At 40.7% G+C, this 12918-nt stretch carries 10 protein-coding genes; 2 read left to right on the plus strand and 8 right to left on the minus strand.

Annotated elements, in window-relative coordinates; translation table 11 throughout:
• Nucleotides 1-118 precede the first annotated feature (118 nt).
• From AB5217_RS01310 to AB5217_RS01320, 3 genes are all read right to left on the minus strand, one after another.
• Nucleotides 119-1402 carry a clostripain-related cysteine peptidase gene (locus AB5217_RS01310; protein ID WP_195529870.1) on the minus strand — a complete coding sequence of 428 codons (1284 nt, stop codon included), beginning with the start codon at nucleotides 1400-1402 and terminating at the stop codon, nucleotides 119-121.
• A gap of 385 nt (nucleotides 1403-1787) precedes the next feature.
• Entirely contained in the window at nucleotides 1788-2687 is a 900-nt protein-coding gene (locus AB5217_RS01315; RefSeq protein ID WP_347020499.1) for a helix-turn-helix domain-containing protein, read from the minus strand.
• A 30-nt stretch (nucleotides 2688-2717) separates the two neighbouring features.
• Nucleotides 2718-3620, minus strand: a complete 903-nt coding sequence (locus AB5217_RS01320; RefSeq protein ID WP_074636059.1) for a helix-turn-helix domain-containing protein — start codon at nucleotides 3618-3620, stop codon at nucleotides 2718-2720.
• Nucleotides 3621-3823: 203 nt separating this feature from the next.
• On the opposite strand from AB5217_RS01320, the gene AB5217_RS01325 reads away from it, so the two are divergent.
• Nucleotides 3824-4831 (plus strand): SDR family oxidoreductase, encoded by a 1008-nt coding sequence (locus AB5217_RS01325; protein WP_347020498.1) that lies wholly within the window; start codon nucleotides 3824-3826, stop codon nucleotides 4829-4831.
• Nucleotides 4832-4950: 119 nt separating this feature from the next.
• Here the strand turns inward: AB5217_RS01325 and AB5217_RS01330 are convergent, their stop codons facing one another.
• The 4 genes from AB5217_RS01330 to AB5217_RS01345 all read right to left on the minus strand — a co-directional run bounded on the left by AB5217_RS01330 (nucleotide 4951) and on the right by AB5217_RS01345 (nucleotide 8603).
• Nucleotides 4951-5499, minus strand: coding sequence for a hypothetical protein (locus tag AB5217_RS01330; RefSeq protein WP_004325801.1), 549 nt, complete (start codon nucleotides 5497-5499; stop codon nucleotides 4951-4953).
• 81 nt (nucleotides 5500-5580) lie between these two features.
• A complete protein-coding gene (locus AB5217_RS01335; protein WP_004325802.1) occupies nucleotides 5581-6354 on the minus strand; it encodes a hypothetical protein in 774 nt (257 codons plus the stop codon).
• Between the two features lie 23 nt (nucleotides 6355-6377).
• Nucleotides 6378-7073: a response regulator transcription factor gene (locus AB5217_RS01340; RefSeq protein ID WP_211480446.1), complete on the minus strand. Its 696-nt coding sequence runs from the start codon at nucleotides 7071-7073 to the stop codon at nucleotides 6378-6380.
• A 12-nt stretch (nucleotides 7074-7085) separates the two neighbouring features.
• On the minus strand, nucleotides 7086-8603 hold the full coding sequence (locus tag AB5217_RS01345) for a sensor histidine kinase (RefSeq protein WP_004295781.1): 1518 nt from the start codon (nucleotides 8601-8603) through the stop codon (nucleotides 7086-7088).
• A gap of 132 nt (nucleotides 8604-8735) precedes the next feature.
• Between AB5217_RS01345 and AB5217_RS01350 the strand changes: the two genes are divergently transcribed.
• Nucleotides 8736-10844 carry an outer membrane beta-barrel family protein gene (locus AB5217_RS01350; RefSeq protein WP_211480448.1) on the plus strand — a complete coding sequence of 703 codons (2109 nt, stop codon included), beginning with the start codon at nucleotides 8736-8738 and terminating at the stop codon, nucleotides 10842-10844.
• Nucleotides 10845-10864: 20 nt separating this feature from the next.
• On the opposite strand, the gene AB5217_RS01355 is transcribed toward AB5217_RS01350, so the two are convergent.
• Nucleotides 10865-12871, minus strand: a complete 2007-nt coding sequence (locus AB5217_RS01355; protein WP_368112660.1) for an ATP-binding protein — start codon at nucleotides 12869-12871, stop codon at nucleotides 10865-10867.
• Nucleotides 12872-12918 lie beyond the last annotated feature (47 nt).

Below are 12918 nucleotides of genomic sequence, written 5' to 3' on the forward strand. Positions count from 1 at the left end.
AGTATGTTTTATAACATTGATTAAGAATTGGTTTTCTCAATTCAATTTTTATTAAGAGATTTGACAGACCACATGTGAAGAATCAACTCTCTACCACCGTATGTTTCTTAGAGTAGATTTAATGAGTGGCAATATACCACGCTGTTTCGTTCTTTTTTGAAGCACCCGGATTAGTGCTTGGGTCGGAAATCGTGATTCCGGAGAAAGTATTGATATCAATTCTTTCTCCATAGTAGGAGGAAGAGATTGCTGTAAAATACTGTTTGGTATTCCTTTTAAAGGGTACAGTGCGTTTCAGCTGCTCGTTGAATTGTTCTAATAGATCCGGATCGGAACATAGTTTGGAAACGTAATCACCGTAATCAAAGAATATGGTAGGCGTATATCCGTCTAATCTTTGTAATTCGCCCGTTAATTCTTCGTTAAACGTATAACGCTGATTTATTTCTTTCATAATAACCGCCAGGTTGTCCAATTCCGAGCAATCAGTAACACCGATTGTTCCGCAGGGAGTCACATAATTTGAATAAAAAGAATAGAAACCGTCACAGACCTTTTCGTAATCTATATTTCCGATTAAGTACTGGCCTATCTTGTCGTATGGCATCCCATAGGCCATTATTTCACTTGTAGAAGCTATCAAGTGGCTTGTTACGTTTTTAAGGTCATAGGCAACCTCTACCGTAGACATATAGCAGTCATCGAAAAGTATATATTCCATCTTTAGGCCCGCGTTCGAAATACCTCCGGCAAGCGTAGTAATATCAGTTTGATATTTCGTTTGTGTTCCTCCAAAAAAACGTGTCATCGGTGCATGTTCATACTCCCAGTGCTTTTTACTAATCTGCAAGCTGCTGCGTGAAACTGCTCTCGATACAGGTATCCATCCCATTCCGTGGCATCCGATAATCATTGCATATCGTTTGGCGGGAGCATAGGTTTGTACATCGTTCAAAATAGAAGTGATGCCCTCTGCAGTTGTATAGGTAGGATCCGGATAATCGTAGTTTTTTAAAGTCTTCTGTACACCTTTGCCATTCTCATAGACAAGTTCGGAGAGAGTGGCTTTGGTGGCCGATGTACATATAAATACGATCACCCGTTCATTCTTCAATATATTGTTTCCGATGATACTTTTCAAATCGGCAATGTTCTGATAGAAAAAAGAAGTGAGATTGTTCGACCAGGGTAGATACATGAACACCGTCTGTTCATTATTCGAACGAACAACAGGATCAGTCGGATCGGGATCTGTCGGATCAGTAGTTGAGTCATCCGTTTGCCTTGTAGTTGGAGAGGTAGAAACAGGATCCTCTTTCTCACATGAAATCATGCCAAAAGAAAGAAATAATACAAAGAGGATTGATTTCATCAGACGATAATATGGTTGCATTGTTTCCATTATTCTACAAGGATTAAATAATCTTTTTATATGTAACGTAAAAAGAGAACCTTTTGATTTGTCTTATCGAGACATTATTGACATCTCTCTTTTTGCAAAGTTATTGAAAAATAGCGTAATTCCTATATTATCATGAATAAGAAAAAGGAGAGAGCTTACGTATAGACATAAAAAAAGGAGCAACGCCTTGCTCCAACCTTTGTTAACCTTAAATCTAATACTATGAAAAACACATTGCAAAGATACGGACTATTGCGAAATTAGCAAATAATCCAAGAAAAAAAGTATGTTTCATAACATAGATTAAGAATTTGATATTCCAATTCAAATTTTATTAAGACTTTTTGATTGCTTTATCTTCCTCTAATCCCTTTGACATATACTTTCAATTAGGCATCCTGAAATCATTCGGAGAACAACCTGTGATTTTCTTAAATAACCGGCTGAAATACTGTGGATTCTGAAAACCCAGCTCTTGCGTTATCTGATTGATTGTTTTATCAGTATTCACTAACCAATCTTTGGCAATCTCGAAGCGTTTGAACTCGATATACTCTTTAAATGATTTCCCCGTTTCATACTTCAGTAAGTCGTTGAAATATTCAGGAGACAAATGAAGCAGGTTCGCACAATACTTATGTGAAAGTATATCGACAGTCGGTACCTGTTTCGTTTCAAAATGGTTATTTATGATTTTATCGAATTGTTTGATAATCGTTTTATTCGCTTCATTACGTGTAATGAATTGGCGTTCGTAGAAACGGACGCAGTAATCCAGCAATAGTTCTATATACTTGGAAACTATCTTCTTGCTATGGCGGTCAATGCAACGTTCGAGTTCCTGGTTTATTTTATCCATAAACTCCAGAATGATTTGTTTCTCGCGCAAAGATATATGTAATGCTTCTTCAGGCAGATAAGAGAAGAAAGTATAGCTATGTATATTAAGTCCGAGCGGAGTGCCACAAATCAGATCGGGATGAAAAGCCAATATCCATCCTTTGGAAGGAAAATTCTTACTGTTTTCCTTCATATTGATAGACTCTCCGGGACTAAGGCAGAGCAAAGTACCATCCGAAAAATCATAATACTGGTGACCATACATATACGCTTCACATTTACACTCACTCAATAGAATCGTATAAAAGTCGAACTTGATGCCCGTATGAGCTGACAAGTCAGCCTTTGAGAGATCAATGACACTTACCAGCGGGTGTAGTGTCTTACTCCCCAGGCAACAATTGCATTGATGCACGGTTCCTATTTTGAGTACTTTATCTCCCATGATGTTGAGACTCCTGTATCTAAAATACGTCTAGTTTTTTTGTTTATATTCGTTCGGGGTGCAGCCGACATGCTTTTTAAATAACCGGCTGAAGTGCTGTGGATATTGAAATCCCAGTTCATAAGCTACCTGGCTGACAGTTTGAACACCTTCCAGTATTCTTTCTTTGGCCAGTTCGATAATCCGACACTGGATATATTCCTGTGCCGTTTTTCCGGTTTCCTTCTTTATCAGGTCCCCGAAATAATTAGGAGAGAGGCATGCCTTGTCTGCAAAGTATTTCACGGATGGCAGTCCTTCGGTCATTGCCACCTGATTTTGGAAATATTCGTCCAGTAATTGCTCGAATTTAACGACTATATCTTTATTCGCCTGATTGCGTGTAATGAACTGCCGTTCGTAGAAACGCATACAGTAATCCAGTAGCAGTTCGATATTCCGTACGATAAGTTGCTTGCTATGCTTGTCGATAGTATGCTCCAGTTCGAGCCGGATTTTATGTATGCAATCGGTTACGATTTCTCTTTCCTGATCTGAAAGATGCAATGCTTCATTTACCTCGTAAGAGAAAAAAGTATAGTTTTTGATATTCTGTCCTAATGAAGTTCCACGGATTAAATCGGGATGGAATAAAACCCCAATCGACTTGGTACGGGGAGCCGTTCGGTTACGGTTGTCTATTCCGCTCACTTGTCCCGGTGCCATGCAGACAACCGTTCCTTCCTGATAATCGTAATTCTTGCGTCCGTATTTGAGATCCCCGCATTTGGCATCTTTCAGGAACAAACAATAGAATCCGATGTTCATACGGATATACTCAACCGACTTGGTAGCTTTTGAGAAGTCGATTACATTAACTAAAGGGTGCAATGTCTCCAGTCCAAACAACTGGTCATACTGATCGACGGTTTCAATTTTTGTTATTTCATCCATATGCTTTGTTATTAATCTGATACAAAGATAAAACATTTGGAGGTATCTTTTTTATTTCATTCCTCAAATCAGTAATAAGGGTACAAGAATCAGTAATCTGTATACTACATAAACTTGCGGGCGGAAAAATAAATGGCAATGATTGCTGGAAGTAAGTCATGGAATTGATATATTTGCTCCGGAGAATATAAAAAACAGGTTTTATGAAAGCATTATTCATTGGAGGAACGGGTACTATCAGTACGGATGTAGTTGCATTGGCGCAACAGAGAGGGTGGGAGATTACTCTCCTTAACCGCGGCTCAAAAAAAATGCCGGAAGGAATTCACAGTATCATTGCAGATATTAATGATGAAGAAGCTGTGGCAAAAGCCATCGCACTTGAACACTACGATGTGGTTGCACAATTCATCGGTTATACGGCAGAAGACGTAAAGCGTGATATCCGCCTGTTTCAGAATAAAACGCGGCAATACATCTTTATCAGCAGTGCCTCTGCCTATCAAAAGCCATTGGCCGATTATCGCATTACTGAAAGCACCCCTCTGGTCAATCCCTACTGGCAGTATTCCAGAAGCAAGATAGAAGCGGAAGAGGTATTGATGTCAGCCTACCGGACAAGTGGTTTTCCGGTGACTATCGTTCGTCCCAGCCATACCTATAACGGAACCAAACCTCCCGTAGCCGTACATGGAGATAAGGGAAACTGGCAGATTCTCAAACGGATTCTTGACGGCAAACCTGTCATTATTCCCGGTGATGGCTCCTCTTTGTGGACACTGACTCACTCCAAAGATTTTGCCAAAGGCTATGTCGGACTGATGGCGAATCCACATGCCATTGGTAACGCTTTTCATATCACTACCGATGAAAGTATGACTTGGAATCAGATTTACCAGACAATCGCCGATGCGTTAGACAAACCTCTGAACGCATTGCACGTGGCATCCGATTTCCTTGCCAAACATAGCGATCATTATGATTTCAGGGGGGAACTCTTAGGAGATAAAGCAGTTACGGTTGTTTTCGATAATTCGAAGATAAAGCGGCTCGTCCCGGATTTTATATGCCATATCTCTATGGCGGACGGATTGCGGCAAGCTGTACATTATATGCTTTCTCATCCGGAAACTCAAACACCCGACCCGGAATTTGATTCGTGGTGTGACCGTATAGCCAATGCAATCAGTGCGGCAGACAAAGCTTTCTGATTAATAAGTACCTGCCACTAATTAATTGCTATTTTTTAGGCACGGATTACACGGATTAACGCGGTTATTTTTCAGTAATGATAACCCTAAAGACCGTGAAATCCGTGCCTAATTATTATTTAATAAGGAGTATTTCTTCCTTGCTGCACCTCAATTCGTATTCCGAAATTACCATTAGCAGATTTCAGTTCAAACGCTCCCCGGAAATTATTCCTTTCCCAAGGCATAGCACTGCGGTTAGGCACCCGCCAGCCATCCTTGTTGTAATCTCCGTAAGTATTGATTCTCATTCCGTTTTTCAGCTTGAAAGATCCCATCTGCATAAACTGTGGAGAAGAAGACAATCCCCAACCATATCCGTATCCAAAACCAGAAAACCCGGAGTAAGAAGACGAAGAAAAAGAGTCGGTGAATCCTTGAGAATAGGTAATATCCGTGTTTAAACGAAAGAGCTGATTATAATCTTTCGTCATATTAGGCATATCTAAATTAAATTTGGGAAGTTCGGGAGTTGCTACGTTCATTAACCCCATATCCAGCAGAAAACCACCAAACTCTTTGATATTGGTAGATGGAGCACGACGAATACTATCGGAAGGAATTTCCGACTGTGCGGATGCAAAACCGACCGATAATATCAGCGAAAGAAATAGAATCAGTTTTTTCATCTTCGTAAAGGTTGATTTACCACAAAGATAGATAATTTCCACCTGACTATCCGCTTCCGTTATGTTTTCTTAGAAAAAAACTTATCTTTTCAATTTAATCACCGGATAAACGACAGGAGCCGTCTCCCATTTCCTTTTCATCGGGTTGTATGAGCGTTCCATACCTCCATGGAGTTCGATATAATCGTTGAACTTGATTTCAAGAATCATGCCATAACCGCTTTGCGGATAGATAGGAGTGAGATACCCCTGCGAAGCATTTCGTTCGCCATTCACAGAATATTCGCCGAAAGCCCGTATACGCAGAAAATTATTAATCCGGTAAGCGGCCGAACCGCTAAAACCAAAATCATTTCTGGCACCATGTTGGAAAGAAGGCATTGTATACTTGGCACTGAACAGCCCACCTGAAAGCTCCCATCGTTCATTAGGAGCATACGTATAAATGGCACCTACCTGAATATGCGTCCCCATGGTAGGATACGTATTATGCAAACTATACGTACTTAAATAGCTGTTAGCATTGATCCCGAAAATATCCGACCGATTATAGTCGCGGCTGAAAGGATCGAAAGAAGTACCCAGTCTGGGAGTAGGCCAGGGAGTATCTATAAATTCGGGAGGAGATATATGAAGCGTCATGCTATCCGTTTGAATGGTTGGCTTCCTGTCGTTCGGCGTTATATTCATATCGGGTAAGATGAAGCCCTCCTTATCCATATTTAATGGCTGCTTTTGCTCCGGTGGCAGAAGAACCGCACGGCCGATGCTATCCTTTTTTACTTCCACCTGTTGCGCAAATGCGGTACAGGTACAAAGTAAAAACATAAATCCTGTGAATTGTCTTTTATTCATGGCACTTTGCGGTGTTAAAGAGTTTAGTTGACAATCAGTTTATAACCGATTCCCCGTACATTGACAATACGTATCTGTTCATCTTGCGAGAGTTTATGCCGCAATTTGGTAATGAACACATGCAAGCTTCGGGAATTGAAAAAACTGTCGTCTCCCCAAAGTTCGAGCAAGACATCCTGCGTGTTGACCACCTGATTCCGGTTTTCGCAAAGCCGTTTCAAGATTTCCGATTCACGATGAGAGAGTTCCTGTCTCGTTCCTGCGTGTAATAAAGTTTGTGCAACAGGATCAAACAGATAACTTCCTATCTCAAAATGATTGGCAACCTTATTCTCAGTGAAGAGAAAAGCCTTTCCCATCAGTGCTTTGATTCGGATAATCAACTCTTGTATACCGAAAGGTTTTTTCAGGTAATCATTCGCTCCGAGTTCAAACCCCTCCACCACATCATTGATGGCCGAACGGGCAGTCAGGAATAAGACAGGAGTCTGTTTATCCGTCTGGCGGATGCGACGTATCATTTCAAAGCCATCCATTTTCGGCATCATCACATCGGCTACAAGTACATCCGGATGAAGTTCGAAGAAAAGGCTTAGTCCTTCCTCACCGTCATTCGCCGTATGAATGATAAAATCATTTTCTTCAAGTGTATCCTTGATAATCATGGCGAGCGTCTGTTCGTCTTCTACCAGTAATACGGTAATTTTGTTTTTACTCATGATTTTATGGGTTTATAAAGTAATGGTAAAAGTGCTTCCTTTGTCCGGTTCACTTTTTACGGTGATAGTTCCTCCATGTTTTTCGACCATACTCTTGACATAGAACAGTCCTAGTCCGTAACCTTTTATATTATGAAGATTACCCGTCGGGACCCGGTAGAATTTATCAAATATGTGCTTTTGTTTATCAAGTGGAATCCCGATTCCCCGGTCGGTAACGCTGACGGTTACTGTCCCCCCAGTCTGTCGGCAGGAAATAGACAATTCGGCTTCCTCTTTCGAGTATTTCACTGCATTATCTATCAGGTTACTGATGATGTTGCTGAAATGCGTACGGTCGGCTACAATGACAAGCGTTTCCGGTTGAATATCCAATTCGATATGTACAGGCTTGTCCGCTTTTAGCTGGTGCTGCTCCATGAGCGGAGTAATCAACTCCTTCAGGTTGATTTCCTCCGGATGCAAACGAAACGTTTTGCGACGCTCCATTCCCATGGATAAAATCTGTTCCACCAGCCCGCTAAGCCTTTGCAACTGCTCCTGACTGATGCGTAGATACTGGTCGCGCTTGCTTTTCTCTTCCGCTTGGTTAAAGTTCAGTAATGCGTCATTAGCCGCATAGGCTACGGCAATGGGAGTCTTTAATTCGTGCGTGATATTATTGGTAAAATCACTTTTCATTTCATCCAGCGTTTTCTGTTTCAGAAGCGTCCGGATAAGGAACCAGAAAGAGAATCCGAGAATCAGAAGAATTACAAATGAAGTGACCAGAATACCTGTCATCTGCTTTAACACCAATGAATTGATCGGCTCGAACACCAGTTGGTAGCGTTGGCTGTGATGCATATTAAATTCATAGTCATAGCGGATTGCCTTGGGACTGGGAATATAACTGCTATCTCCCGCAATACCTAATGTATCGGTATATACAATGGAAGAATCGGCACTGATTCCGGTATAAATCAAAAGAGTGTGATGAGGAATAGAGAGATTATGCTCTTTCATCACATGGGTGAGCAAACTGTCATATCGCTGCAGGTTGACATCTATATAAGTGTCCACACCCGAATGAATACCCTGCTGAATACTCATTAACAGCTCCTTTAGCGAATCTTGCTTTTTCAATAACACATCCAGCCCGTTCTCGCTACTTGCAACAGGTGTAGAATCTTCCGGAGCGTTACCAACGGCCTTTACCGTATCCGTAGTAGTTTCTGTCCGGGAGTGTATCGTATCCTGACGGCTACTATCCGTATAAGAAATCGTTTGTTTAGTCACTAATGAATTGCCGTCCGCATCATATCCGGCTGATACCGTCAGCGAACCGTGTTCCACATTATCTTTTTGCAAATCATTTACCCGGAGCACGACCTCGTTAAAGTCACTCGTCCGCATCGCATCTCTGATATTGCTCTCCATTTCCATCTTCATAGACCGGTAAAGCCCTGTCAACCAATAAGCTTGATAAACAAAGATTCCGATTAATGAGCAGATAACCAGTATGACAATATGTTTTAGTGGTAATTTCATACTGACAAAGATAATAGGAAACTATTCTTATTCTTCTCTTTGATAAGACTAAATAACACTAGATAAGCCAGTGATAACGCAAATTTCCATTTTTTCTACCGTATTTTGTCGTATTCCAAAAATAAAGACGAAATGAAACGGATTAATTTACTATTTATGTCTCTTCTATGTGTGTGGATATCCGCTACAGCACAAGTCGGACAACAGTCACAGGAACCTGTCGACAGTATCAAGAATATAGGTTATATGGATAGTTTGTTTCAGGAACTGCCCGAAGTGATGATTATAGGTGAACGCCCTATCGTGAAAGCCGAACAAGGCAAACTCGTGTATGACGTGCCGAGACTGGTGGGCAACCTGCCTGTGGATAATGCCTATGATGTTGTGAAAAATCTTCCGGGTATAGTAAATATGAATAATAGTCTGATGTTGGGAGGACAGGAGGTAACTGTTGTCATCAACGGAAAAGTGACCACTCTGTCTGCCGAACAATTGGATGCTTTATTAAAATCGATTCCTGTCAGCCGGATTGAAAAGGCGGAAGTGATGTATTCCGCTCCGGCACGCTATCAGGTACGCGGACCGATGATTAACCTGATATTAGCACCCGGCACAGGACAAGCATCTTCCCTTCAAGGAGAACTCTATACAGCTTTTAACCAACATCACTACGAATCTTTGGCAGAACGTGGAAGTCTTCTGTACTCCGGACGTAAATTCTCTGCAGATCTTCTTTACTCTTACTCTTATGATCGCGACCGAAGGATTACGGAGAAAGAAGCACTTCACACGTTAGCCGATGGTTCAGCGCATCAGATGGATATGGATGAAATAATGACTTCCCGTACCAACAGTCATCAGATACGTCTCGGAATGGATTACTCTCTAGCAGAAGATCATCTGTTAAGCCTGGTCTACACAACAGCTTTTACCGATTCCAAACATTATTCCATAGCTACCGGTGCGCAAAATTCTGTTACCGATTCACAGGGAGACAGCCAGCTCCATAACGCAAAGTTAGATTATCAAACCCCTTTCGGGCTGAAAGCCGGAGTGGCATTTACATCCTATCATTCTCCCGGCAGCCAATTATTATATAGCACGATGGGAACAGAGACAATGAATTTCTTGAGCCGGGATAAACAGCAAATCAATCAATGGCGTTTTTATGCCGGGCAAGAACATACCTTAGGTAAAGGCTGGGGATTGAATTATGGTATAACCTATACGACCGCTTTAGACCATAGCTATCAAAGATATTATGACCCGGAAACAGATAACCTGTTACCGGATAATAACATGAACTCCCGCCGTCGCGAACAAACCCTGAATGTGTATGCCGGACTAAGCAAAAGCTTCGGTGAAAAACTCTCGGCCGATGTTTCTCTGGCAGCAGAGCAATATCATACAAATATCTGGAATGAATGGAGCCTGTACCCGGTAGCCAATCTAACTTATATGCCCGCTGCCGGACATGTCCTGCAATTCTCATTGAGTAGTGACAAGGAATATCCCGAATACTGGAGCGTACAGAATGCAATCTCTTACATGGGAGCATACTCTGAAATTCAAGGAAATCCCTATCTCAAACCTGCCACGAACTATGAAACCAGCCTTAATTATATATTAAAAGGCAAGTATGTTTTTTCCGCCTTTTATAGCTATACCAAAAACAAGCAAATGCAAACCCTCTACCAATCACCGGAACGTTTGGTGGAGATTTACAAGTTCTTCAACTTTGATTTTTCATCGCAGGCCGGATTAATGATGACAGTTCCCTTTAAGGTGAAAAAATGGCTCGACTCCCGTTTCACGGCCATCGGTTTTCGTTATCGCCAGAAAGATAGTGACTTCTGGGATATCCCGTTTGACCGTAAACTATATACATTCGTCTTGACGATGAACAACACATTCACCCTTTCCACCAAACCCGACTTAAAATTCACCCTGACCGGATTCTATCAAAATAGAGCTATACAGGGAATTTTCGATCTTCCTCGTTCGGGAAATCTGGATGCAGCGCTTCGTTACACCTTTGCAAAAGGAAAAGCACAATTGACGCTGAAGTGTGACGACCTGTTCAATACCTCCACCATTTCGACACAAGTCCGTTACGGATTGCAGAATGTGAAAAACCACTATATGCGCACTACCCGTACATTCGGTATTTCGTTTAACTATAAATTCGGAGGATACAAAGAGAAGAAGAGGGAAGAAGTCGATACCTCCCGCTTTAAATAAGCGGGAAATAACTCATGGTTCTATTCATTCATCGGTAAATTGACAACCACCCTTGTACCATCCGTATATTCCGGATCAATTTTAATCTCTCCGTCAAGTCGTTTCACGATGAGACGGCAGAGATACAATCCCAACCCATTGCCCGGAACGAAAGTATCAAGTTTCGAAAAACGGTTGAATACCTCTTCCTGTTTTTCTTTCGGGATACCGCAACCGCTATCGGTGACACTGATACATATTTGGTTCTTCGAAAGATTGACCTTATACCCTAACGCAATAAACCCTTCTTCTGTAAACTTATTGGCATTATTCAGTAAATGTTCAATCACCATAGTGAGATATTGGGCATTTGTCGGAATAAACAGTGTATTTTCTGTAATATCCAATTGATATTTTATTCTCGGTTTGGGGGAAATCTTTTCCATTTCCTGCATACACATATTTCTGATATCAACAGGTTCACAAGGCAGCTTATCTTCCGAAACGTCCAGATTCGCCACTTCCAGCATACTGTTGACAAGCCCGGTGAGCAACTGGGTACTTTTTTGTATTTCGGCGGGAAATTCCCGGCGTGTCTCTTCGTCAATATCTTCATTCATTATTAAGTCGGAGAACCCCACAATCGCATTAAGTGGCGTACGTATCTCGTGGCAGATCGAGTTGATAAAAGCCTGCTTCATTTTTTCGCTTTCTTGCGCTTTACGGTTCAGGACTTTAAGCTCCGCTTTCATTCTCTTTTCTCTTTTCAGAGAGAAGTAAAGATAACTACAAACCCCGATCACAATAATCAATAAAGTACTTAAAGATATAATCTGTGTCTTTTTGTTTTTTATTTCCAGTTCAGCCTTTTCGTTGTTCAGTGTGTTTACATCATATTTCACTTGGAGTTCATTCAACTGTTGACGTGCGTCATTACTGCTTAATGAATCCTGTATATAATGCGAGTTCTTATAATATTTCAGAGCATTCGGATAATCTTTTTGTTTTTCATAAAGCAGAGAAACCGTATTCAACAATCCCGGTAGATTTTGTGGAGCCAGAATCTTGGCGATTTTAATAAGAGTATCGTTCGCTGCAATAGCTTTTGACAAGTCTTTTTGGGTCCGGCTGTTCGTATAATAATTATTGGCACAAAGATAATAATTGTATTTGTCAAAGTCATTAGTCAGTTTTTTACCAATCAGTAAGATCCTTTTCCAATAATCATTTTCTTCTTTCGGTGTCAGCAGGTCCAGATTGCTTATCATAAACGAATAATATTGAATCCGATAGGAGTCTATATTATAAAACGGACGTTGTTTCTGATAATCTCTTTTGTATTCCTGTTCTACCATATTAATCAGCTCTTTTATTAACAGGATCGCTTCCTGTTTCCTGCCACTTTTAGAGTATGCCATGCCTAGCTTCCAGATAATTCTTTTCTGATACTTACTCTTCACATTGACAGAAAGTGATTCTGCCAATTTCAGGCTTTTCTCTAAATAAGAAGAAGCCTCTTTGTGTTTCTGATTTATGTAAAAACTTGTTCCTACAGTATATGTTGTTGCAGTTTCTTTATAAATATTGCTTGTGCTTTCCTTAGAATCCATAAAGTCTAATTCTTTTTTAATAGCTTCATCTTTCTGGTCAGAATAACATTGTGCTTCAAAAATACGCATGTGATCTAAAGGCAACAGGCTTTCGCATTCTTCCGGACTGGCTATCTTCTTGATACAATTAATATATTTAGAAAGAGAATCTTTGTTCAAGCTATTTAATTCTTCCGTGATAATATCACTGAGAGCATTCAAGGCATTTTCTTTATCGTTAATCTTTAAGGATTCATGATACATCTGTAGAAGATACATCTTTGCTTCCGGAGCATCCAGATATATATCCGCCAGATTTCTGCATATCTGAATCTTTTGAGGAGAAGAATTTGTTGACTTCAGAAGATATATGAGGCTGTCGCTGGGGTGTTGCGACGCATTTATTGTAAAACATAGTGAGGGTATAATTATGAATATGATAAGTAGTAGGTGTCGCATGGCATATTTTGTTTTGTTTGCTTGCAAATCTACTGCTTTTTTTATTA

It is taken from the genome of Bacteroides sp. MSSM.1001136sp1_RTP21357st2_D2_RTP21359_211015 (assembly GCF_040913205.1).
Classification (GTDB): domain Bacteria; phylum Bacteroidota; class Bacteroidia; order Bacteroidales; family Bacteroidaceae; genus Bacteroides; species Bacteroides ovatus.

Bases quoted from the DNA above. Each gene is read 5' to 3' on its own strand.
- AB5217_RS01310 (WP_195529870.1), bottom strand. From the start codon at position 1,402: ATGGAAACAATGCAACCATATTATCGTCTGATGAAATCAATCCTCTTT.
- AB5217_RS01315 (WP_347020499.1), bottom strand. From the start codon at position 2,687: ATGGGAGATAAAGTACTCAAAATAGGAACCGTGCATCAATGCAATTGT.
- AB5217_RS01320 (WP_074636059.1), bottom strand. From the start codon at position 3,620: ATGGATGAAATAACAAAAATTGAAACCGTCGATCAGTATGACCAGTTG.
- AB5217_RS01325 (WP_347020498.1), top strand. From the start codon at position 3,824: ATGAAAGCATTATTCATTGGAGGAACGGGTACTATCAGTACGGATGTA.
- AB5217_RS01330 (WP_004325801.1), bottom strand. From the start codon at position 5,499: ATGAAAAAACTGATTCTATTTCTTTCGCTGATATTATCGGTCGGTTTT.
- AB5217_RS01335 (WP_004325802.1), bottom strand. From the start codon at position 6,354: ATGAATAAAAGACAATTCACAGGATTTATGTTTTTACTTTGTACCTGT.
- AB5217_RS01340 (WP_211480446.1), bottom strand. From the start codon at position 7,073: ATGAGTAAAAACAAAATTACCGTATTACTGGTAGAAGACGAACAGACG.
- AB5217_RS01345 (WP_004295781.1), bottom strand. From the start codon at position 8,603: ATGAAATTACCACTAAAACATATTGTCATACTGGTTATCTGCTCATTA.
- AB5217_RS01350 (WP_211480448.1), top strand. From the start codon at position 8,736: ATGAAACGGATTAATTTACTATTTATGTCTCTTCTATGTGTGTGGATA.
- AB5217_RS01355 (WP_368112660.1), bottom strand. From the start codon at position 12,871: ATGCGACACCTACTACTTATCATATTCATAATTATACCCTCACTATGT.